Origin of the sequence: Sorangium sp. So ce834 (assembly GCF_051521425.1) — a bacterium.
GTDB lineage: Bacteria > Myxococcota_A > Polyangia > Polyangiales > Polyangiaceae > Sorangium > Sorangium cellulosum_D.
In genome coordinates this window covers 3,022,706-3,045,713 of record NZ_CP150351.1, presented here as the reverse complement: position 1 = coordinate 3,045,713, position 23,008 = coordinate 3,022,706, and the positions used below count along the sequence as shown (strand labels likewise).

General features: G+C 72.4%; 15 protein-coding genes and 2 pseudogenes. 3 read left to right on the top strand and 14 right to left on the bottom strand.

Features of this window, described 5'->3' with window-relative positions:
- Positions 1-350: 350 nt before the first annotated feature.
- From WMF20_RS10990 to WMF20_RS10980, 3 genes and pseudogenes are all read right to left on the bottom strand, one after another.
- Positions 351-2,507 (bottom strand): annotated as a pseudogene (locus WMF20_RS10990) (WD40 repeat domain-containing protein); the annotation flags it as partial.
- A gap of 345 nt (positions 2,508-2,852) precedes the next feature.
- Positions 2,853-4,028, bottom strand: a pseudogene (locus WMF20_RS10985) (nSTAND1 domain-containing NTPase); the annotation flags it as partial.
- Complete coding sequence (locus tag WMF20_RS10980) at positions 4,025-6,040, bottom strand: CHAT domain-containing protein (protein ID WP_437613023.1); 2,016 nt, start codon at positions 6,038-6,040, stop codon at positions 4,025-4,027. The gene WMF20_RS10980 and the pseudogene WMF20_RS10985, both read right to left, overlap by 4 nt.
- Positions 6,041-6,725: 685 nt before the next feature.
- On the opposite strand from WMF20_RS10980, the gene WMF20_RS10975 reads away from it, so the two are divergent.
- The gene (locus WMF20_RS10975; protein ID WP_437613021.1) at positions 6,726-8,120 is read left to right on the top strand and encodes a DUF2252 domain-containing protein; all 1,395 of its coding nucleotides are present in this window, start codon (positions 6,726-6,728) and stop codon (positions 8,118-8,120) included.
- Positions 8,121-8,167: 47 nt separating this feature from the next.
- Here WMF20_RS10975 and WMF20_RS10970 read toward each other — a convergent pair whose 3' ends face one another.
- The 3 genes from WMF20_RS10970 to WMF20_RS10960 form a co-directional block, all read right to left on the bottom strand.
- Positions 8,168-9,352, bottom strand: coding sequence for an ARPP-2 domain-containing protein (locus WMF20_RS10970; protein ID WP_437613019.1), 1,185 nt, complete (start codon positions 9,350-9,352; stop codon positions 8,168-8,170).
- The gene (locus WMF20_RS10965) at positions 9,352-10,938 is read right to left on the bottom strand and encodes a hypothetical protein (RefSeq protein WP_437613017.1); all 1,587 of its coding nucleotides are present in this window, start codon (positions 10,936-10,938) and stop codon (positions 9,352-9,354) included. Before WMF20_RS10965 ends, WMF20_RS10970 begins: the two co-directional genes overlap by 1 nt.
- Before the next feature lie 314 nt (positions 10,939-11,252).
- Positions 11,253-11,867: a hypothetical protein gene (locus tag WMF20_RS10960; RefSeq protein ID WP_437613015.1), complete on the bottom strand. Its 615-nt coding sequence runs from the start codon at positions 11,865-11,867 to the stop codon at positions 11,253-11,255.
- 295 nt (positions 11,868-12,162) lie between these two features.
- On the opposite strand from WMF20_RS10960, the gene WMF20_RS10955 reads away from it, so the two are divergent.
- A complete protein-coding gene (locus WMF20_RS10955; protein ID WP_437617100.1) occupies positions 12,163-13,113 on the top strand; it encodes an NAD(P)-dependent oxidoreductase in 951 nt (316 codons plus the stop codon).
- 130 nt (positions 13,114-13,243) lie between these two features.
- Here the strand turns inward: WMF20_RS10955 and WMF20_RS10950 are convergent, their stop codons facing one another.
- The 4 genes from WMF20_RS10950 to WMF20_RS10935 all read right to left on the bottom strand — a co-directional run bounded on the left by WMF20_RS10950 (position 13,244) and on the right by WMF20_RS10935 (position 16,759).
- On the bottom strand, positions 13,244-14,215 hold the full coding sequence (locus WMF20_RS10950; RefSeq protein ID WP_437613013.1) for an SDR family NAD(P)-dependent oxidoreductase: 972 nt from the start codon (positions 14,213-14,215) through the stop codon (positions 13,244-13,246).
- A gap of 93 nt (positions 14,216-14,308) precedes the next feature.
- Entirely contained in the window at positions 14,309-14,734 is a 426-nt protein-coding gene (locus tag WMF20_RS10945; RefSeq protein WP_437613011.1) for a VOC family protein, read from the bottom strand.
- Positions 14,735-14,753: 19 nt separating this feature from the next.
- Complete coding sequence (locus WMF20_RS10940; protein ID WP_437613009.1) at positions 14,754-15,491, bottom strand: TetR/AcrR family transcriptional regulator; 738 nt, start codon at positions 15,489-15,491, stop codon at positions 14,754-14,756.
- A 320-nt stretch (positions 15,492-15,811) separates the two neighbouring features.
- A complete protein-coding gene (locus WMF20_RS10935) occupies positions 15,812-16,759 on the bottom strand; it encodes an SDR family oxidoreductase (RefSeq protein ID WP_437613007.1) in 948 nt (315 codons plus the stop codon).
- Positions 16,760-17,568: 809 nt separating this feature from the next.
- On the opposite strand from WMF20_RS10935, the gene WMF20_RS10930 reads away from it, so the two are divergent.
- Positions 17,569-18,483: an SGNH/GDSL hydrolase family protein gene (locus WMF20_RS10930; RefSeq protein ID WP_437617099.1), complete on the top strand. Its 915-nt coding sequence runs from the start codon at positions 17,569-17,571 to the stop codon at positions 18,481-18,483.
- A 181-nt stretch (positions 18,484-18,664) separates the two neighbouring features.
- On the opposite strand, the gene WMF20_RS10925 is transcribed toward WMF20_RS10930, so the two are convergent.
- The 4 genes from WMF20_RS10925 to WMF20_RS10910 all read right to left on the bottom strand — a co-directional run bounded on the left by WMF20_RS10925 (position 18,665) and on the right by WMF20_RS10910 (position 23,005).
- On the bottom strand, positions 18,665-19,690 hold the full coding sequence (locus WMF20_RS10925; protein ID WP_437613005.1) for a TauD/TfdA family dioxygenase: 1,026 nt from the start codon (positions 19,688-19,690) through the stop codon (positions 18,665-18,667).
- Between the two features lie 87 nt (positions 19,691-19,777).
- Positions 19,778-21,244, bottom strand: a complete 1,467-nt coding sequence (locus WMF20_RS10920; protein ID WP_437613003.1) for a hypothetical protein — start codon at positions 21,242-21,244, stop codon at positions 19,778-19,780.
- Positions 21,201-22,262, bottom strand: a complete 1,062-nt coding sequence (locus tag WMF20_RS10915) for a hypothetical protein (protein WP_437613001.1) — start codon at positions 22,260-22,262, stop codon at positions 21,201-21,203. The genes WMF20_RS10920 and WMF20_RS10915 overlap by 44 nt, the downstream gene beginning before the upstream one ends.
- Entirely contained in the window at positions 22,259-23,005 is a 747-nt protein-coding gene (locus WMF20_RS10910) for a nucleotidyltransferase domain-containing protein (protein WP_437612999.1), read from the bottom strand. The genes WMF20_RS10915 and WMF20_RS10910 overlap by 4 nt, the downstream gene beginning before the upstream one ends.
- Positions 23,006-23,008: the final 3 nt, after the last annotated feature.

The window sequence follows — 23,008 nt, the reverse complement described above, 5'->3', positions numbered from 1 at the left end:
GTTCCGGCCGAGGAGGTGCTTGGCGGTGGCGGCCAGCGTGCGCCCGGCCTGGGTCTTGAGGAGGAAGGCGCTCGCGCCCTGGAGAGGCGTGTGGCCGTGGAACTCCGCGAGATTCGTCAGGACGAGCTGGGGCCACTCCCGTGGCGGTCGGGACGCCCATGGCTCGGCTGGATCAACCGGGGGCGTGGATTGGGTGGGTGGCGCTGGTGGCGGGTTGCTGGGGCTGGGCTCGGAGCGCTGTCAGGCAGCGGATATGAGGAGCGAGAGGGAAAGAGAGAAGAAGCAGAGCTTCGCCGCTCGGGCTCGCGTCGCCAGGGGCCAGTATCGTGCAGAGGAGGCATTTTGGCTGTTCACGGCGGGTCAATCCCCGGGCCGAACGGCGTTCGGCCGTACGAGCGCTCGCAGGACTCGTATCCCTTCCGGGCGGCCTTATCACTCTCATCGAGGTAAGTTCGGCGCATTTCGGGGGAGAGGCAATCGGAGGTGGCAGCGCGGAGGATCTGCTGAAGGGCTTGCGCAGAGATGGCCCACACCAACGCCGCCTTGTCCGACGCGGTGACCACACGCTGCCCGTCGGCGCTGAACTCTGCCGATATGACCGCGTCCTCGTGGCCCCTGAGCACGACCGGCGTCCCGCTGCCGTCCGCGTTCCACACCCGCACCGTCTTGTCGTCCGACGCGGTGACCACACGCTTCCCGTCGCCGCTGAACGCTGCCGACCTAACCCCGGCCTCGTGGCCCATGAGCACGACCGGCGTCCCGCTGCCGTCCGCGTTCCACACCCGCGCCGTCTTGTCGTCCGACGCGGTGACCACACGCTTCCCGTCGCCGCTGAACTCTGCCGACCTAACCCAGTCCTCATGGCCCCTGAGCACGACCGGCGTCCCGCTGCCGTCCGCGTTCCACACCCGCGCCGTCTTGTCGTGCGACGCGGTGACCACACGCTGCCCGTCGGCGCTGAACTCTGCCGACCTAACCCAGTCCTCATGGCCCCTGAGCACGACCGGCGTCCCGCTGCCGTCCGCGTTCCACACCCGCACCGTCTTGTCGCCCGACGCGGTGACCACACGCTGCCCGTCGGCGCTGAACTCTGCCGATGTAACCCAGGCCTCGTGGCCCCTGAGCACGACGGGTGTCCCGCTGCCGTCCGCGTTCCACACCCGCACCGTCTTGTCGCCCGACGCGGTGACCACACGCTGCCCGTCGGCGCTGAACTCTGCCGATGTAACCCCGGCCTCGTGGCCCCTGAGCACGAGGGGCGTCCCGCTGCCATCCGCGTTCCACACCCGCGCCGTCTTGTCGTCCGACGCGGTGACCACACGCTTCCCGTCGCCGCTGAACTCTGCCGATATGACCACGGCCTCGTGGCCCCTGAGCACGAGGGGCGTCCCGCTGCCATCCGCGTTCCACACCCGCGCCGTCTTGTCGCCCGACGCGGTGACCACACGCCGCGCGTCGGCGCTGAACTCTGCCGACCTAACCCAGTCCTCATGGCCCCTGAGCACGAGGGGCGTCCCGCTGCCATCCGCGTTCCACACCCGCGCCGTCTTGTCGCCCGACGCGATGACCACACGCCGCGCGTCGGCGCTGAACTCTGCCGACCTAACCCCGTGCTCGTGGCCCCTGAGCACGACCGGCGTCCCGCTGCCGTCCGCGTTCCACACCCGCGCCGTCTTGTCGTCCGACGCGGTGACCACACGCTGCCCGTCGCCGCTGAACTCTGCCGACCAAACCACGGCCTCGTGGCCCCTGAGCACGACGGGCGTCCCGCTGCCGTCCGCGTTCCACACCCGCACCATCTTGTCGCCCGACGCGGTGACCACACGCTTTCCGTCGGCGCTGAACGCTGCCGATGTAACCCAGTCCTCATGGCCCCTGAGCACGACGGGCGTCCCGCTGCCGTCCGCGTTCCACACCCGCGCCGTGTTGTCGCCCAACGCGGTGACCACACGCTTCCCGTCGGCGCTGAACTCTGCCGATATAACCCAGGCCTCGTGGCCCCTGAGCACGACGGGTGTCCCGCTGCCGTCCGCGTTCCACACCCGCGCCGTCTTGTCGCCCGACGCGGTGACCACACGCTGCCCGTCGGCGCTGAACTCTGCCGATATAACTCAGGCCTCGTGGCCCCTGAGCACGATCGGCGTCCCGCTGCCGTCCGCGTTCCACACCCGCACCGTCTTGTCGCCCGACGCGGTGACCACACGCTGCCCGTCGGCGCTGAACTCTGCCGATGTAACCCAGGCCTCGTGGCCCCTGAGCACGACGGGTGTCCCGCTGCCGTCCGCGTTCCACACCCGCGCCGTCTTGTCGTCCGACGCGGTGACCACACGCTTCCCGTCGCCGCTGAACGCTGCCGACCTAACCCCGGCCTCGTGGCCCATGAGCACGACCGGCGTCCCGCTGCCGTCCGCGTTCCACACCCGCGCCGTCTTGTCGTCTGACGCGGTGATGATGCGGCGGCCATCGGGGCTATAGCCAACAGCCAATACAGCACCCTGATGGCCGCGCATCGTCATAAATGGAGCTGCTCGACCCAGCACATCATACGCCACATCGGTCCACCCCCGAACTTCTCCCGGCTTGGCCACCTCGAGGAGCAGCTTCGCTGCCGGCGCCGGCTGTCCCTTCGCCAGGAGCTCACGAGTTCCGGCCATCAACGAGGAAGTTCGCGCTCGCGCCGCCTGGTCCTTAGCCTCCTGCTGCGCTGCCTTGGCATCGCCCTCCGCACGCCGCGCCGCATCGCGCTGCTGTAGCGCCCAGACAACGAGAACCGCCATTACCGCCGCCACCGCGACCGCGACCGCCGCAATCGCCCCTAGCGTGCGCCGCGCTTTCCGCTCCCGCGCGGCCCGCCGCTCCTCTGCCTCCCTCCGCTCTCTCTCCGCCTCTTCCTGCTCCCGCTCCCGCCGCCGTTGGAAAACCCGGCTCGCCAGCCAGTCGTGCCCGAGCTCGAAGTACCGGCTCCCCTGGTGCTCCGCCGCGCGCAGCACCGCTGCCCTCTCCAACTGCCCGAGCACCTCCTCCGCAGCGCCGGCCGGCAGCGCGCTGCGCGCCTCCTGCTCGGTCAGCAGCGTCCGGTGCCCCTCCCCGTCGGTGAGGTGCTCCTCGAGCAGGCGCCGCGCTGCCCCGCTCAGCGCCCCGAGCCCCTCCACGGTCGCCTCGAGGTACCGGTGCACGATGGCCTCCGCCTCCACGGCCCCGGCCTCTCTGCCGCGCCCCGCCGCCCGCTCCTCCCACAGCGCCCGGCACACGATCTGCCCGAACGCGGCCTGCACCTCGGCGTCCTCCGAGACCGGCGTTCCGGGCGTCCTCACCTCCAGCATCAGCGCGGGCACCTGCTCCTCGGCCCAGCGCTGGCGCGGCCGTCCCTCCTCCGCCGCCCGGCAGACGGCTCGGATCATCTCGCCCACCGAGAGCGGCCCCAGCCGAAAGCCGTGCTGGAGCAGCTCGCGCCGCCCCCTCGCCCGATCACGGAAGCGCCCCAGGTAATCCTCCCGCAGCGACAGCGCGATCTGCAGCCCGCGGATCGGCTTGTGCGCCAGCCGATCCACCGCCTCCATCAGGGCCGTCGCCTCGTCCGCATCCCGCCCGGGAAAGAGCAGCTGCTCGAGCTGATCCAGGTAGATCAGGATCGGCCGCTCGCTCCTCCGCTCGGCCAGGCGGATCGCCTCGTCCAGCGCCTCGATCCGCGCACCTCCTTCAGGAGCATCTCCCAGATCGAGATCGCTAAAGACCGCGCGGACGAGCCAGGAGAGCGGCGCCGCCCCGGGCGGCCAGCCGTCCACGCTCACGACCCGGAAGTCGTGCGCCTCTTCAAGCAGCGGGATCACCCCCGCTTGCATCAGCGACGACTTCCCAGCTCCAGAAGGCCCGAACACCGTCGTGCACGGGTGAGCCATCAGCCGGTGCGCGAGCTTCTTCGTGAGCTCCTCCCGGCCGAAGAAGTACCCGCGATCCGCCGCGCGGTACGGCTGCGGGCCCGGAAAGGGGTTGTGCGGCGCGCTGTGCGACGCCCTCGCCTCGCTCATCGGCCGTTCCTCCCTGCCTCCACGAGCGCGTCGAGCCAGCCGACGACGTCCTCGCCGCTCGCCGCGACGACCCCCACGCCGGCTCTCCCCGGCAGGCTCACGCCCTTCTCCCAGAGCTCCCGCTCGGTGTCGTCCGGCTCGAGCACGGCCAGGCTCCCTCGCGGCACCGGCCTCCGCCCGAAGAGGCGGTGCAGCAGCATCCGGTGGTGCCAGGTCGTCAGCGACATCCCGGCGATCAGCGCCGGCCGGCCGTTCAGCGTGCTCAGGATCTCGTCGGCCAGATCGCGCGGCAGCGCGCTCTCGAGCTCGCGGAAGCCGAGCAGGTAGTCGTCCTCGGTGAGCAGCGGCCGGGTGAAGATCTGCTCCGGCGTGTACCCGCGGTAGAGCCGGAGCAGCACGATCTCCCGCTCCAGATCGACCGACACGGGCGGCGCCTCGAGCGCCTCCCAGTCGCCGCCGGACGCACGCCGCAGCACCAGCGTGCTCTCCTCGTCCGGCTGGATCACGTGGATCGTCCTCTCGGGCTGCTGCTCCGCGAGCGCGATCTCCAGCAGCGGGCTGCGGAGCAGCGTCGCGTGCACCCCGGGGCCGAGGGCGCGCGCCAGCGCCTTGATCACCGGCGGAGCCTCCGCGCCGACGCGGAACACGCGCTGGAACTCGGCGCCCAGCTTGTCGGCCCCGCGGCGGAGCGCGTACCGCTGGGTCAGCGCGCTCATCGGCAGGCCCGGCGGCATCGGCTCGGGCCCCTTCGAGAGCTCGGTCCGCAGCTTGTCGCGGAAGCTGTCGAGCGCGGCGCGCTCCGCCTTCCACCGATCCCCGAGCAGCAGCGAGAAGCGCCGCGAAGCGATGCGCGCGAGGCCGGGGTCGATCGCCCTCGCCGCGTCGCTCACCGCGGGCGCGAGCACCGCCGGCGGAGCGACCTTGCGTCCCTTGAAGTCGAACAGCACCCCGTCCGGCCCCCGGAGGACCACGACCGGCGAGAACGCCTCGGCGCTGCCCTCGAACTCGGCGAGGATCGCCCGCCGCGCCTCGCTCACGGCGCGCGCGACGTCCCCTTTGCCGAGGCTCGCGCCGGCGAGCGCGCGGTAGAGCTGCGCCGAGAACGCCCTGGCCACGTCGGCCTGGACCGGCCAGAGGTGCGCGACCACCGCGTCCGCGCCCGCTCGCGCGAGGATCTCCGCGGCCGACGCGAACGCCGCCGGCCGCGCCCCCTCGCACGCCTCGAGCACCACGAGCCGGAGAAAGCTGCGGAAGCCGGCCGCGAGCTGCTGCCCGAGGAGCTCGACCGGAAGCCAGCGCTCGTCGCCGTCCGCGTCCGCGAGCCGCAGGACGGGGACGCCGTCCTGCACCCCTCCGTGGCCGACCACGTGGAGCACGTGCGGGATCGGCTCGCAGCGCAGGCGATCGAAGAGCCAGGGCAGCCGCGCGGCCTGCCCCTCGATCGGCGCCAGCCACTCGACCTCGCCCGCGGCGATCGGGCCGGCGAGCGCCTCCTTGAGCCGCGCGAGCGCGGCACCGCCGGCGGGCGCGATCGCGAGCACACGCACCGCGCCGCGCACCTCGCGCGGCTGCCACGGCTCGTTGCTCCGGACGCCGCGCACGGGCAGCAGATCCGGCGACGTCCCCCAGTGGCGCATCGCCCCGCCCGGCGCGGCGAGCGCCTCCCAGGGGACCTCTTGCAGCCCCGGATCGCCGATCGCGAGGCGCACGAGCAGCGGCCCGCCCGCGGCCTCGCCGAGGCGCGCCCGGAGGTCGTCGATCCCGTCGCGGAGCACGGCGCCATGGAGCGCCTGCGCCATCCTCGCGACGCGCTCCTCCAGCGGCCGCCCGCGCGCGGCCGCCTGGCGCACGTCGCTGGCGAAGCGGCCGAGGATCTCTGCGCCCAGCTCCGGACCGAGCGCGTGAGGTGCGGTCTGCTCCCCCCGGCTGCCTCGAGCAGAAGCCCGCACCTCGGCTCCGCCGCTGTCGAGCGCGATCTCCACCCACACGCCGGATGCCCCGGGCCTCTGCATGCGAGCGAGATTACCTGTCCGCGCCCCTCTTCGCCCCGGGCACGCTCCGCGTTTCGCCGCGCAGCGTTCCAGCCCGCCCGCGCACGCATGGCGTTGCGACCCGGAGGGGTCCGGGACCCCTGCGAACGCTCTGCATTGCGTTCCGGAGGGGTCCGGACCCCCCTCTTGGCACAAAAAACCGCGTTCTCGGGGGGCAAATGGCACAAAAAAGTGCGTTGCGGTGCGATTTTTGGCACAAAATCGCCCTCTCGCACGCTCCGCAGAACGTTCTCGAGGGGTCCGGACCCCGGTGTGTCGCAATGCATTGCGTTTGTGCCAGTCTCGGACCCCCCTCCCCTGGCACAGCGGAACGCTGAAACGGCACAGATCGCCGTCCTCGCCCCCTCGCTTGGCACAGAGCCCGAGGCGACCCCGCCCAACCTCGGTAGGGTCGGCCTCAACCTCGGTAGGGTCGGCAGGCCGGCCTCAACCTCGGTAGGGTCGGCCCAACCTCGGTCGGGTCGGCCTCAACCTCGGTAGGGTCGGCCCAACCTCGGTCGGGTCGGCCTCAACCTCGCCGGGGGAGCGCCGTACCCGTTTCGACAACACGACGACGGCGCCTCGAGTCCGTGTCACCCGGCACGGGCGCTTGCTGAGCGCGCGACGCTCGACGTACGACGCCGCGATCGCCTCCAGGAGCATGCCCATGTCCAGACCGTCGATTCGCGCGCTCGTCGCGCGCCGCTCTTGCGCCGCCGCCGCCTTCTCTGCGGTCGCCCTCGCCGCCGCGCCCGGCTCGGCGGCCTCGAGCCGCACGAGCTACATCGTCGCCGAGATCACGAGCGCCAACGCGGGCCTGCCCTCGAGCGCTCGGGTCGAGAAGTACGCGGAGATGAAGGCCTCTCCGTTCACGTTCTTCCGCGGCTCCAACCACCTCTACTGGAAGGATCTCGGCAGCTCGCCCCAGCTCCTCGCGTATGGCGGCGCGAGCTCCACCCGGACGTGGCTCGGCGGCGACATGCACGTCAACAACATGGGTTCGTTCGATGACGACCAGGGTGACGTCGTGTACGCCATCAACGATTTCGACGAGGCGGTCATCGGCGATTACCAGCTCGACGTCTGGCGGCTCGCCACGAGCCTCGCGCTGGTCGCCCGCGAGAACGGCGGCTACAGCCTCGCCGACCAGAGCTCGCTCCTCGACGCGTTCACCGAGGCGTACCTCGACGCGATCGCGAGCTACGCCGGGAATGGCCAGGAGACCACGCGGAAGTTCACGGAGAGCAACACCTATGGCCTGCTCGACGACTTCCTCGACGACGTCGAGGCGTCGAACAGCCGGGCCGAGATGCTCGACGATTTCACGATCGAGATCGGCGGCGTGCGCGCGCTCGACACGGGGAGCAACCCGGACCTCGCCCCGGTGTCCGCGGCCGTGGACGCCGACGTCCGGGGCCACATGGCGGCCTATCGCGCCACCCTGAGCGGCGGCGGCAGCGGGCTGCCGGCCGCCTACTTCGCGGTGAAGAGCGTGGCCCAGCGGCTGCACAGCGGGATCGGCTCGCTCGGCGTGACGCGGTATTACGTGCTCATCGAGGGGCCGACCGCGGGACAGGACGACGACCGCCTGCTCGACGTCAAAGCCCAGGGCGCGCCGAGCGCGTTCGCCGGCATCGCCGCCGCCGCCGTCTCCCAGACCAACGCGGCGAGCGGCGGCAACCAGGCAACCCGGACCGTGCTCGCGTACAAGGCGCTCGGCTACAGGGTCGATGACCTGCTCGGCTGGATGACGCTCTCCGACGGCCAAAGCTACAGCGTGCGCGAGCGCTCGCCCTACAAGGACACCTTCGACACCGCGAGCCTCTCGACGATGACCCGCTTCACCAACCTCGCCCAGCAATGGGGCGAGATCCTGGCGACGCACCACGCGCGCGCCGACAAGGACTGGGACGCGGCCGTGTTTCCCGGCTCGGTCGACGGGCAGATCGACGCGCTCACCGACGGGGATCACGCGGGCTTCCGCGCCAGGGTGCGCGCGATCGCGCTCGATTACGCCGACCAGGTCGCGCTGGATTACGCGAGCTTCTGCGCCAGCTTCTGACCGCAGGGAGGGGCGCGCGCCGGAGCACGCGGGCGCTCAGCGCGCGCTCACCTCGTCCGCTTCAGCGCCGCCTTGAGCACGTGCTCCGCGATTAGATACCCGAACCCCTCCCCGTCGATCCGCCGGAGCAGCTGGTCGCGCGTGATCCGGAGCGCCGCCGCGGTGGCGTCCAGGTTCCACCCGTGCCCCGCGAGCTGCTGGAGGAGCCGCGCGCGCCGCACCTGCCCGGCCGAGAGCCGGAACGTCTTCGCGTACTCCAGCGTGCCGTCGTCGCGCACGATCGCCTCGCCGAGGTGGTTGTCGAGCGCCGGATCGAGCTCGGTCATGAACCGCTGCAGCGAGAACGGCCCCGCCCGGTACACGCGCTCCGCCGCGATCGGTCGGCCGAGCAGGCCCGCGGCCGTGTCCACGTGCAGCGCGCCGGCCTCGGCCCGCACCCGGCCGAGCGCGGCCCGCAGGTCGTCGAGCGAGCCGATCTGCGCCGCGTCGAAGGTGTGCGTGAAGGCCTGGCTGTCGCCGTTGTGGCGGGCCGCGTAGAGCAGCGTCTGCTCGTAGAAGTCCTCGATCAACGTGCGGTGCAGCGCGCGGTAGTCGTCGGGGTGCGACACCACGAACACCGACGCGAGCAGCTCGCCGACGAAGAGCAGCAGGCCGCTCTGACCCTCGTGGATCTCGAAGACGCGCAGCGCGTCCTCGAGGCTCGGGATCGCCCGGCCGGAGAGCGACACCTCGGTGCGCGGATCGAGGCCGCGGGAGATCGCCCGCCGCGAGTACTCGGACCAGGCGATCTCGGGGGCGTCGAAGTGCAGGGCGAGGAAGCCCTCCATCGCGAGGTGCTGCGGCAGGAGGCGCAGGCGGTTCCGCTCGGCCGGGTCTTCGCCGCGCGCCTCGCGCCGCGCCATGCGGTGGAGCACGTTGACGCCGCGGCACAGCTTGGCGAGCGGGTGGCGGTCGGCCGGCCCCGCGAGCGCCGCGCCGTAGGACGCGACGGGCGAGCCGTCCTCGGTCCACCCGACCACGAGCGCGTGCGGCACGTAGGAGCAGTAGGCCGAGCCCTCGCCCACATCGACGAGCGCCATGGGGTCGTCGTACCGGCGGCGGGCGATGCGCAGGTCGTCCCGCGGCGCCTCCCGCAGGAGCGGGACCAGGCGCACGCCCGCGAAGACCTGGGCGTGCGTGGCCGTGAGGCCCCGCAGCGAGAGCGACCGGAGCAGGGCCGGCGCCTTGGCCATCAGGGCACCTCGAGCGCCGCGCCGGGCGCCTCTTCCGCCGACGCCGCCGCGCCGGACGCCTCTTCTGCCGACGCCGCCGCGCCGGGCTCCTCTTCTGCCGACGCCGCCGCGCCGGGCTCCTCTTCTGCCGACGCCGCCGCGCCGGGCGCCCTGGCGTGCCGCGCGAGCAGGGCGTCCGCGCGCCGCGCCAGGTAACGCTCGAGCTCCGCGAGCGGCGCCGTCCCCTCGGCGAACCGGGCGAAGCCGAGGACCGTCGGCAAATCCTCGGCGTCGCGCAGGCCGACCGTCGGGATCGACGGGCCGAGCGCGCGCGGCGCGTAGCGCTCGCTGTCGAACACCGGGTTGATGTGGACGATCGATGTGCGCTGCCCCGGATCGAGCCGCGCTCGGAAGCACCGGGCGACCTCGGCGGCGGCGCCGGCCGGGTCGTTCTCGAAGCCGTCCGAGACCACGATCACGACGTCGGGGCGCCACGCGAGCGCGTCGAGCAGCGGCGTCGCGAGATCGGTCTGGCCGCGCGCGCCGACGAGGATCTCGTCCGGCGTGGGCGCGGTCCAGAACGCGCGGTACTCGCCGGCGGCGGCGCGGAGCAGGTAGCTCACGCCCAGCGCGACGGCGAGCGGACGGCGGCGCTTCTCGCTCGATCCGGACGCCGAGTAGCTCCGGTCGAGCACGGCGGCGACGCGCCCGAGCGCGGCGGGGCTCCGGCGGAGCGCGCGGGCGGCGGCGCGCTCGAGCGCGGTGTGGAGCTCGTCGCGGCGGTCGCGCCGCGCCGCCTCGGGCAGCGAGAGGGCGTAGAGGGCGACGCGCGTGAGCGGGGCGCGGCCGAGGTCGACGACGAGGTCGACGTCCTCGCGCCCGGCGGCGCGCTGCAGCCGCAGGCGCTCGCCCTCGGTCATGCGCGGCGCCGCGCGGCGCAGGAGCTCGTCGCGCGCGACGCCGCGGGCGGCGGCGAGGCCCTCGGCGACGGTCAGCGGCAGGTCGAAGATCGCCTCCTTCGCGTAGCGCGCCTGCCGCGCGCGCTCGAGCAGCGGCGCCTCGAACGGCGCGCGCCGCCCGGGCTCGAACAGGAAGGGCCCGATCTCGCCGGGGAGCCGGAGGTGGGCGTGCACGGCGAGCGCGCGGACGTGGGCGCGGTACTTCACGGCGTCGAAGGCCGGGTCGGGCCGGCCGGCGAGGTAGTCGCGGATGACGGCGCGCGCGCGGCGGTTGTTCACGCGCCGCTCCCGGAGCTCGCGGAGCGCCCGGAGCGCGCGCTGCGGCGGGAGCTCCCGGAGCGCGGCCGCGACGAGCAGCCCCTCCTCGCGCCGGTCTCCGGCGGGCGTCTCGGCGCCGGTCGCGAGGAGGTTCACGGCGATGCGCGCCTGGTTGAAGTGGTTGATGCCGGCCGCGAGCGTGCGCGCGTAGAGGCGGCGGTAGTTGCCGAGGATGTACTCGTGGAGGAAGTCGACCGAGACGACCTGGCCGCCGGAAGAGCCGTAGAACTCGGCCTGCCCGGTGCACGCGAAGCAGGCGTTGATGAACATGACGAGGTCCTCGCGCTCGACGCGCTCGGTATGAAAGCGGGCGGGGGGCGCGGGCGGCATACGAAGAGCCGCCCGGGGAATGGTGGGGCGATCTACCTACGACAGTAACCAGACTGGGCTCGGAAATCGCCCCGAAGTCCCACGGGCGGCGACCGGCAGGATATACCGGGAAGGCGCACCGCAGAACGGGCCGAGCAGGTTTGCTTCACCGGCCCTGCGCAGGCGCAGGCGCAGGCGCAGGCGCGGGCGCTGCGCAGCCGCGGGTGCTGCGCAGCCGCGGGCGCTGCGCAGGCGCAAGCGCAGGCGCGGGCGCAGCGCACGGGTCAGGCGCCGACGCGCGGGCGCCGGAATCGCCGGCCCGGGTCCACGCCGGTCTACTCCGGCCAGACCTCGATCCAGACGAACAGCACCTGTCCGGCGGCCTGGTCGCCGACGGCCACCGGATACACCGTGCGCGCCCGGAGCGCCTCGACGAGGTGATCGCGGTGGATGGCGAACCTCCCGATGAAGTCGTCGCTCACCAGGTCCCGATCGATGAGCTCACCGCTCACGTGGACGTCGGGCGCGAGCGGCACGCGGCGCCAGGTCGGCGGGCCTTTCCATCCGGGCGTGCAGGTGTCGCGCTGCCCCGGGCGATCGAGCGCGAGCCGGCCGAGCGACCGGCCGCCCACGAACAGCTCCGCCGAGCCGAACGGCTCCGGCGGCTCGGTGCCCGCCCCCGCCGCCTCCGCGGCGAACCCCGCCACGCTGGCGGCCGCCGCGGCCGGGTGCGCCGTGCGGAGCAGGTCGCCGATGGCCGTCAGCGCCCCCGCCGGGACCGTGCCCATGCCGTCCCACTGGCGCCCATCCGCCTTGGCCGGGCTGATGACCGCGCCGTCGATGGAGACGCGCACATGGGCCGGCAGCGGCTCCTCCGCCGGCTTGCACGCCGCGCAGCCGAGGGCGAGCCCGCACAGCGCTGCCACTTCGAGGAGAGGACGTGACGCCATGCCCCGGGAGCGTACCCCGGCGGGCGCGGGGCACCAACGCGCAAGGCCTCGCCCGTCCGGTAAAAAGGGCTCGACGACGGCAACACCTGCTTCTGCCGCCCGAAGCGGGCGCGGCGATTCGCCCTCGACCTCCTCGGACCCTTTCACTTTTCCTCCGCCCTCGGTAGCCTCTGAGTCTGGTGTCCCTCGGCAGCCGCAGGGCTCGCGCGAAGCGCTCGTTTCATGGCAGGCGTGCATGCCTCGCCCGCGTCCTCGACGGCGGTCGGCTCGAACCGATCGCGCCACGGAATAGAGCCTGAAGGGCGCGCGCTCGGATACCCGCAGGCGATCCCAGGAAAGAGGAACCAGCTTCATGTCGCACAAAGAGACCGTGTCCATCATCGGCTTGGGTCAAATGGGCGCCGCGCTGGCGCGCGCCTACATCGGCGCCGGCCATCGGGTGACCGTATGGAACCGGACCCACGGCAAGGCCGAGCCGTTTCAGGGCCAGGCGAAGGTGGCGGCGACGCCCGAGCAGGCATGCGGCGAGAGCGACCTGACCATCATCTCGCTGTCCAACTACGAAGCGAGCGACCAGGTCCTCCGCGCTCCCCTCGTGGCCGAGGCCGCGAAGGGCCGGACGCTGGTACAGCTGACCAGCGGCACGCCCAACGACGCCCGCAGCGGGGCGGCATGGACGTCGGAGCTCGGGATCAACTACCTGGACGGCTGCATCATGGCTTACCCCAGCTACATCGGTGGTGAGCAGACGGCGGTGTTCTACTCGGGTCCCAAGGCGCTCTACGACCGCCACGAGGCGACGCTGCGCGTCCTCGGCGGGGCCACCTCCCACGTCGGCGAGCCGATCGGGGCCGCGGCAGCGCTCGACTGCGCTCTGCTGGAGAGCTTTTACGGCGCCACGCTGTCGGTCCTGCACGGGGCGGCGATCTGCGCGTCGGAGAAGTTTCCCCTCGACGCGTACTTCGCCGGTGTTCAGGCGATCATGCCGCTCATCTCGATCACCGCCGACATGAGCAAGAAGATGCTGGCGACCGGCGACTTCAAGGGGACCGACTGCACGCTGGACATTCACGTCGGCGCCATCGAGCACATCGCGCGCCTCAGCCGGGAGAACAACGTCGACCGGCGCATCCCGGAGCTCATCCTGTCCTACTTCAAACGGGCATTGCAGCTCGGCCACGGCGCCGATGAGATCGCCGCCGTGTTCAACGCCATTCAGGATCAGGCCCGCGCTGACCAGCGCTGAGGGGTCCGCTCCTCGGGCGCGCTCGCTCGCTCGCGCGCGACCGAGCGGCGCGGAGGCTGGCAAGATCTTGCCGGGGCTTGCCGGAAGCGCGGCAAGATCTTGCCGCAGGTGAAGGCGCTCGCCCGTCGGCTCAGAAGCGCTCGCGGACCCATGCCTCGCTCTTCGCCCAGAGCGCCGCTGCTCGCTCGAGATCGAGCGCATACGGGCGGACACCTTCGCTGATGGGATCGATCGGGTCGAGGGTCACCCTCGTGGTGACATGGCAGTTCTCGCAGTAGCGGCCGCCGACCTCGTCCGGCTCCGCCACCACCCCAGCCCAGACCGAGGTCGCCGCGCCTTGGGGGATCGTCTTGGGCGCGAACGGCGGTTTGCCTCGAGCAGCGAGGTCCGCATTGACCCGCTCGACCAGGGTCGAGAGGGCGTCGCCGGGGAGGTGACGCCCGAGCTCGGTCTCGATGACGCCCGGATGCACGGCGGTGGCGCGCGCCCCGCGCTCGCGGAGGCGTCGATCGAGCTCCACCGCGAACAGGATGTTCGCGGTCTTGGAGCGCCCGTAGGCGACGAACGGCTCGTAACGCGTGCGCTCGAAATGAGGATCGTCGAGGTCGACGTCCGCGTAGCGATGCCCCGCGGACGAGAGGGACACCACCCTCGAGCCCGCCCGCAGCAAGGGCGAGATCCGGTTGACGAGCACGAAATGGCCGAGGTGGTTCGTGCCGAATTGCAGCTCGAACCCATCCTCGGTCAGGCCGAACGGGCACGCCATCACACCGGCGTTGGCGATGACGACGTCGAGCGGCTCCCCCTGCCTCAGCAAGCTGTCGGCGCAGCGGCGCACGCTGGTCAGCGAGGCGAGGTCCAGCTCCACCAGCTCGAGCCGTCCGGATCCGGCGCTCGCCGCTCGCACCCCGCGGGTCGCCGCCTCCGCTTTCTCGAGGTTCCGCGCTGCGCCCACGACGTGGGCGCCGTGGGCGACCAACGCGCGCGCCGTCTCGACGCCGAGGCCGGCGGACACGCCGGTGACCAGGATGCGTTTGCCGCTGAGATCACGGCCCTCGAGCAATTCATCCGTGGTCGACGTCGATCCAAACGACTGGGTCATCGCTGTCTCCTGGAGGGGAACCCATCGGTGTGGGGGTCCACGCTCGAACCATCGAAGAGCGCGCGTCCGCGCCGCGCGCGCTCTTCCGCGCGCTCAGGACGCCTTGTACTCCGTCGCGACATCCAGGACCCACGTGACACCGAAGCGATCCTTGAGCATGCCGTACAGGGGGGTCCATCCCGACGGCGCCAGGGGCTGTGCGATGGTCGCGCCAGCGGAGAGCTTCCCCCAGAGCGCGGTGATCTCGGCGGCCGAGTCGCCGCGGACCGAGACGAAGAACGCGTTCTCGCCTTGCTCCCATGGCGTCCGGGAGGGCACATCGTAAGCCATCACGCGGAAGCCGTTCTTGGCGGCGACCTGGCCCCACATCACCTGATCGGCCTCTGAAGGAGCCTGGACGTTGTGGGCGTCCTTGTAGGTGACGATGGTGACGTCACCGCCGAACACGGACTGGTAAAACTCCAGCGCCGCTCGGGCATCGCCACGGAAGTTGAGGTGGTTTGTAACGCTGACGGTCATGACGTTCTCCTAGGCAAGTTCAGGGTTTCGAGCGTGTCCGCGCGCGCGCGGCCCGCCGGGGCGGCGTGGATTCGTGGGCCGGTGAGGCGGTGTGTCCGGGCCGGTGGCCCGTCGAGCCTGGCGGCGCGTCGGAGGGTTGATTCCGGAGGGCCGGCACGATGACGCCGTCGACCATCGACACGAGGAAGGCAAAGTCGAACGGCTTGCGCTGGACCAAGGTGCGGTACGCGGCCATCGACGCGATGACCCGGGACAGGGTGCCGATGTCGGCGGACGCCGAGACCTCGCCGCGCGCCACGGCGCGCTGCATGAGCGCGAAATGCGCTTCGGCCCACGGCTCGACGATCGCGCTGTTGGCGGCCTCGGCGAGCGCGTGCTCCTGCGAGAGCAGCGAGGCGAGCCCGGTCATGATCTTGAGCTTGCGCTCGCCCTCTTCGATCGACTGCGGCTTGAACAAGCCGAGGAGGTCGCCGCGGAGCGTGCCCGTGTCGGGCAGATGCTCGAGATCGACCTGATTGCGCTTCATGTGCGCGACGGCGTCGATGACCAGCTCCGCCTTCGAGGTCCAACGACGGTAGATGGTCGCCTTCCCGGCCCCGGCCCGCGCGGCCACCAAGTCCATCGTCAAGCCCGCTGCGCCCACCTCGGCGAGGACCTCGAGCGCGGCGTCGAGGATCTTGGCGTCGCGCGAGTGGTCTCGCTTGCGCCCCGGCCGCGGGGGCTCCACCTCGGCGGGCTCGTCCTCGTTCTGGGTCATGCGGTCACCTCACCCTCTGCACATATCGATACCGCGCAGTTTCGATACCGTCAAGTTCCGAAACCGTCCGGTGTCGTTTTGTCGTCGGCGTGCCGGCGCTTCTGGGTCGCCCGCCAGGCGCGGCGCCGCTGGGCGCCGCGCCGCCAGAGGGGGCGAGCTGTCGCGATCCGCCTGGTCAAGGCCCACGTCTCCTCGATGTCACGTCGCATCGGGGGCGCGGAGCGCGCGATCTTCCTGCCGGCCGCGGAACGCTCGCGCGCCACCTGGTGACGGGCCTCCAGCGCGGGGAGCGCCTGTAAAGGATAGCAACTGACGCATGCTCACCGGTAGTCGCTCGGATTGGCGTCCTGGTCGCCGTCCTCGACCGCCTGATTGTATCGCCACACATCGGGGCGTGATCCGTCGAGGTCCGTGAAGCCGTACGCGGCCGCCAGCTGCGCTGATGTCACCGACCGCTGGTTCCATCGCGCACGGTTGGGGTCGGTCGCGAGCGCCACGACCGCGCGCCCCACGTAGCGAGGCGACTCCGATACCGCAAACCCAGGCGGAGAGGGCGCGGCGCGCCAGTTGTCCTCGGTGACCTTGTAGTTCTCGAGCATCATCTCGGAGCGGAGCCATCCGGGGCTGATCGCCACGGCCGTGGCCCCATGTGGCGCGAGCTCGTGGCCTTGGGAGAACGCCAGACGATTCACTGCAGCCTTGGCCAGGTCATAGAACACCGAGATGCGGTACCGCGACGCGTTGTAGTCGGCGGTGCCGTCGGTCACCTCGACCAGAAGGCCTCCGGGGCGAGCGATCAGGAGCGGGATGAGGTGGTGGGAGGTGATCAGGTGCGTATCGATGGCGAGGCGGAGAATCCGGAGCCCCTTCTGGAGGTCGTGCCGCCAGATGGGCGTGTTCCATTCGGAGGGTCCGCCTTTGAGCCGCTCCGCACCCCAGATGTCGTTGACCAAGATGTCGATGTGCCCGTGCGCATCCCGGATCTGATCCGCCAGACGCTTGACCTGGGAGGCGTCGAGGTGGTCGACGACCATGGGGATGCCGTGGCCGCCCAGCGAGGTGACGAGCTCGGCGGTCTCCTCGATCGTCTCCGGGCGGTCGTAGTCGGATTGCAGGGAGCGGTCGCGGCTGCTGCGGCCGGTACAGATCACCGTGGCGCCGGCCTCTCCCAGGGCGGCCGCGATCCCGCGGCCGGCCCCTCGTGTCGCCCCCGCGACGACCGCGATGCGACCACGCAAAGCCTCAGGGTCCAGATCTCTTCTCGTCATTTCGCTGCTCCTTGGATGGCTCCGCCGCCGACCGGCCCGAGTCGCTGCCGTGGGCGAGCCCGCACAGCGAAGCGGCACCGGGAGGACGTGAGGCCATACCGCGCGAGCATATCCGGAGGCCCGCGGCGCACCAAACCGGAAGCAGCGGTGTTGCACGCCATGGCGTGGGACCATCGGGGGCCTACGCACGCCGCGTTCCCAGCATCCAGCGCCTCGCGCGCGTCCGCGCCCACGACCGCGCGAGGCAGCCCGTGGCCGAAGAGCGCCACGCCCTGGGGCGCGCGGTACGCGGGCGGCCACGGGATCGGCGCCTCCATCCAGACGAGCAGCCGCACCAGCTCACGCGCCCCGCCCTCGAACGCCCGGCGGCGCGCCCGCGCGGGGCGCGCGATCCCCAACGGTTGGACCAACGTCGCTTTCCCAGGGGGCGTCGGATCGCAGGGAAGACCGTTCCGTCAGCCCGGCGTAGGTCCCGCAGATCCCGCAGTTTGTGTGGTGAACCCCGAATTCGACTCTCACCCGAATTGTTCACTCCACCAACGTGGGCGTGACGTCTCGCATCGAGGCATAGGTGAGTATGCCTATACCTCGATCCAGCTGGCTCGGGTACGAAGTCGTGGCGGTCACTTGCATCGGGCGATGCGAGGACGGACGGCGATCTCGGAACAATCGCGCTGGAATTCGTAGCCCCCGGGTCGAGCTGTCTACGACGAGCGCCGTTGAGCCTCCCTCACCCTACAGGCCAGATGGATGCTTGTAGCGCTCTGGGGAGGACATCGCTGTCCCCTGCGCGACAAGCTCAGCTGTTGATGGAGAATAAAAATATGCGGTCAATACGTCGCTGCGTCTCTACGAATTTGATCGTCCTCGGTCTCCTGAGCACCGGCATTTGGGCCTGTGGCGAGGCGAATGACGGTGATACGTCCTCGACCAGCGGAGGCACCTCTGACGGGGCTACCACCAGCGGCGCGGGCACCACGGCTTCGGCCGGCACGGGCGGCACGGGCCCTGGGGGTACCGGAGGCTCAGCGGCCGAGGGCACCTCGGGCAGCGGTGACGCAAGCACCGCGCAGGCCAGCAGCTCGGCCAGCGGCGGAGAAACGAGCGGCACAGGCGGGAGCTCGGGCGAGTGCGTCAAGGGCCAAACCAAGGGAAATCAGGTCGCGGTCATCGGCGAATCGTTCATCGCCTTGACTCACGGCATCACGCAACAGATCGAGAAGCAGGCCAAGGCCAACGGCTCCCTCGCCGAGAACGAGCGCTATATCGACAACTCCGTCAGCGGCACGACGTTGGCCAACGATCAGATTCCCAGCCAGTACCGCAAAGCCGCGGAGAACGGCATGATCAAGTACGTGCTGATGGATGGCGGCGGGAACGACTGCTTGTTGAGGGGGGACGGCGACGCAGCCCTCGCGGCGGCGGAGTCGCTGTTCAAAACCATGACCGAGGACAACGTCGAAAAGGTGGTCTATTTCTTCTATCCAGACCCCATCGGGAACCAGTACGCATCGCTCAAATCCTGCCTCGACACGCTCCGGCCGAAGATGAAGGCGTTGTGCGACGGGCTCACGTCGCCGAAGTGTTACTGGTTGGACCTTCGTCCGGTCTGGAACGGACACAACGAATATACGCAAGACGGCATCCACCCCACCTCTCCCGGCAGCATCGCCACCGGGGATGCAGTTTGGGAAGTGATGAAGGAGAACTGCGTCGCGCAGTGACGAGAGCGGGACGCGCACGCTGACGGATGACATCTGTCTCGGCCCTCCGGCGGCCCTGGGCAACCACGCCGCCCGCCTCGGCCTCGGCGCCGAGCGCGCCGGACGTCGCGCCGTCCGAAGCGACCGACCCGCCGGCCGATAGCACGACGTCCTCTGCGCGGCGCGCGCGCCGCTCACCCCCTCACCCCCGGCCCATCCGCGCCATCGCCTCGGCCAGCGCGCCGTCCTCCGCGCCCTCCGCGCCCTCCGCGAGCGCCGCCTCGGCGGCGGCGAGCGCCGCGTCGCGGAGCCGGTAGAGCTCCGGCTCGGGGATGCGCTCGCGCGCGGCGAGCACCCCCGGCGGGACGCCGCGCAGCATCTCCAGGACCACCCCGAGGCGGCGCCTCGCCGCGGGCGGGGCCGGCGCGCCGAGGCCGAGCCGCCGCCGCGTCGCCTCCGGCGCGGCGGCGAGGCGGCGCGAGGCCGCCTCGGCGACCTGGGCGGCCAGCGCGCGGTACGCGGGCGGCGACGGGAGCGGCGCCTCCATCCAGACGAGCAGCCGCACGAGCTCGCGCGCGCCGCCCTCGAACGCACGGCGGCCGTGGAGCATGCGCCGGTTGTCGACCACCAGGAGGTCCCCCGGGCCGAGCGCGAGCTCGATCACCTCGCGCCGCGACGCCTCGACGAACCGCGCGAGGCGCGCGGCGATCGCGTCCCCCGGCGGCGCGACCGGCGCGTGCGTCAGCGCGAGGGCGCCGTCGCGGAGCGACACCGTGGGGCCGAAGACGTCGCCGAAGACGAACGGGATGCGCCGGTGGACCGTGAAGAGCGCGCGGAAGAGCTCGGGGTCGGCGCGCTCGATCGCCGCGAGCAGCGCCCAGCCGTCGAGCAGGAGGCAGGCGCCGCCGCGCTCCGCGGGCCGGACGCAGGCCATGATCTGCGCGGCCGGCGGCGCGCCCGCGAAGCTCTGGCTGTCGGTGTGGAGCGGCGCCGCCGCGGAGCTCGCGGCGAACGACCTCCCTCCCGGCACGGCCTTGATCGGCTGCCGCTCGACAAGGCGCGGCCTCGACCCGAGGAGCCGCTCGGCGAAGCTCCACGGCGCCCGCGCGGCCTCCTCGGGGGCCAGCGAGGCGTCGCCGCGGAGGACCGAGAAGCCGCGCGCCGCGAGCTCGTCGAGGAGCCTCGCCGGACCGCGCTCGGCGCCGGGCCAGATCCACCGCTCGCTCACGGGCGCGCTCCGCGGGGGCGCTCGAAGGGCCAAATCATCATTCTTATCCAACACATACAGATCCAATGACCGCGCCGTCCACGCCGCTCACGCATCGAGGAAACGCGCCTCCCGGAAGCCGGCCCGGAGCAGGTCGCGCGGGATCGGCAGGACCCGGAGCAGCGGCGCGCCCTCGGGCACCTCGATCGGCGCCCCGATCCGGCGCACGTGGAACACCGCGGGGGTCGCGAAGAAGACGTCGGTCGCGACCACGCCGCGCATCACGTCGTAGCCGTCGCCGTGGACGCCGTCGAGCAGGCTCGACCAGCCCGGCGGCGTCCGGGTGAAGGCCCACGGCTTCACGAAGAAGTGCGGCTCGCCCGGCGGGTGGGGCGTGAAGTACTTCGTCAGGTACCAGAGCGCCCCGCGGTTCGCGGCGATGAACTCCGCGCCGAAGACCCCGGCGAAGGTGCGCTCCACCGCGGCCGCGCCCTCGGCCAGGCGCGGCGCGTCCGGCGCGACGGCGAGCGTGTGCCCGTCGAACGTCGCGCGGAACGGCACGGCGTTCCTCACCACGAGCGACGCGAGGCCCCGCGCGCCTCCGCGCCACGGGACCGGATCCGGCCCGGCCGCGGTCGTGACCTCGGTCACCTCGGCGATCTCGGGCGCCGCCGGCCCGGCAACCACCAGCCGCACGCGCGCAGGCCCCGCGCTCCCCTCGCCCGCATCTCCCGCTCGCGCGCCCCCCTCGCCCGCATCTCCCGCTCGCGCGCTCCCCTCGCCCGCGCCCCCTTCACCCGCACGCCCCTTCCGCGCGCCGGCCTCGCGTCCCACGAGGCGCCGGTACTTGCGGGTCACCTCGCCCTTCTTCACCGCGAAGTACCTCGCGTCGTAGAACTCCGCGTGCGCCCGCCCCACCTCGGGCGCGTCCGCCAGCGCGCAGGCCTCGATCCGCACGCCGGGGCGCACCGGCGCGAGGCAGCCGATCTCGCCCTCGAGCCGCAGGCGCCGCGGCGCCTCGTCGCGGACGCGCAGCTCGATCACCAGCGGGACGAAGGCGCGCTCGTCGGCGAGGTACGCCTCGCTCACCTCGATCAGCACGTTGCGGCGGTTCGCCGCGCCCGCGACCCGCAGCCACACGCCAGGGTCCGGGCGCACCAGGAGCCCGGTCCACAGCCGCAGGCGCGGCGGCCCCAGCCCCGTCCGGCACGTCCAGGCGACGCCGCCGCGCAGCGCCCGGTGCCACGCCCCGTCCGGCGCCAGGAAGCCCTGCGACACGAGCCGGGGCAGCGCGGCGCGGTGGGCGCGGAGCAGCGCCTCGCGGTGCTCGCCCGCAGGCTCGGCGCGGAGCGACCCGAGGCGCCGCTGCACCTCGATCGGCCGCGCCAGCGTGATCTGGTGACCGAACGCGTTGCCCTCGAGGAGCGGCACGCACGCCTTGGCCACCCGGAGCGGCACCGCGCCGTCGAGGTCGCCGGTGCGCCGGGTCAGCCGGCACAGGCCGAGGGCGTCGAGCACCTCGAAGCAGGCATCACCCGCCGCAGCCACCGCCACCGCCGCAGCCGCCGCCACCACCGCAGCCGCCGCCGCCGCCGCAGCTCGACGAGCTGCACCCCGAGCCGCCGGAGCCGCCCTCGGTCGAGACCATGCGCGGCGGGGTGATCGCGAAGATCATCGGCCCGAAGAGCGGCGACATCGCGAGCGCCGCCGTGCCGGTCGCCGCCACCGTCAAGCCGATGTCCACCGCCTCCCGGCGGCGGCCCCCCGCGACGTCGGCGCGCAGCGAGACGGTCGAGTCCTCGATCCACTCGAGATAGGCCGACCTCTGGGCGCTGTACGCGCTCGTGCTCCTCGCCACGATCCACGTGGCGAACAGGAGCGCGATCATCTCCACCACCAGGAACGTGTGCGGCCGGTGGAGCTCCTCCGCGCGCAGGACGCGGATCAGCCCCACGCCGAGCAGGACGACGCCCACGGCCCAGATCACCGCCGAGAGGATCGCCACCCTCCCCCGCGGCCGGATCATCCCGGCGGCGGCGAGCTCCTCGCGGATCTCCGGCTCGACGTCGGCCGCGACCCGCTCGGCCGAGGCGCGCACCTGCGCCACCGAGAGCGCCGCGCTCGGATCGCCGCCCGCGCGGAGCGACGTGAGCAGGCCGAAGAACGCCGAGAGCACCCGGTCCCGCGGCGGGGCGCCGCCCGCCACCTGGAACGACTCCCCCTTCCCGTCGCCGCCAGGGACGAGCCACCCCGCGGCCATCGCGACCGCGATCAGCGTGGCCGCGACGCCCTTGTTCTCTTCCCGGAGATACGCGATCGCCCAGTACTCGTCCGGCTGCGGGATCCAGCCCACCGAGAGCCGCTGCCGCTGCGGCGGCGGCGCGTGGAAGCGGTACGGCGTGCCCGCCGCGGCCGCGGCGGCCGCCGGCGCGCCGCCCGGCTGCGCCGCCGCGCGATCGAGCGACGCGCCGAGCGCCTTGCGCGCCAGCGCGGCGAAGAAGAGGCCGGACGACGACAGCACGAAGTAGAACAGCAAGAACTCCGGCCCCGACGCGATGTTGAACGGGAAGAAGTCGAAGATCTCGTGGATCATCGCGCCGCCTCCCCGTGCTCGAGCCGATCGACGTCCTCGACCGCGCGGGCGAGCAGCTCCGCCAGCGCCTCGTAGGCCGCGCCCGGCGCCTCGCGGGCCCGCTGCAGCGGGGCGACGTCCACGCCGAGCAGCTTGCCAGCGCCGGCGAGCACCGTGCCGAGATCGTCGTCGCCGTCGACCCCGCGCAGGCCGAGCAGGGCGTGCAGCGGGCCGCGGATCTGCTTCACCTTGCGGAGCACCGCGCCCCGCAGGGCGTCGTCCGAGCCCATCCCGTCCACCACCGCGCGCCGGAGCCGGATCTGCGCCTCGCGGAGCTCCTGCTCGACGCGCAGGCGGCGGTTCTTGCCGTCGATCACCAGCGCCGAGAACGGGTCGCGGCCGGAGAGGAGCACGTGGCACCGGCGGATGTCGTCGTAGAGCAGCGGGAACACGTCCGCGGCCTGCGGGATCTCGGCCGCGGTGAGGATCATCGCCTCGATCCGGGCCGCGTAGCGCGCGAGCCGGAGCGCGTTGGCGATCGCGTCGAGGCTCTCGCGGGACGCCTCCTCGAGCACCACCATCAGGTCCACGTCGCTCTGGCCGTCGCGGTAGCCGCCCCGCGCCGCGCTGCCGTAGACGAGCAGGCACGCGAGCCGGTCGCCGAGCGCCCGCTCCAGGCTCTCCTTGAGCTCGACGAGCCGCGCCCGCACCGGCGCCGGCAAGCGGGAGACCGCGCTCCCCGTGGCGTTCGATCCGTCTTTCATAGG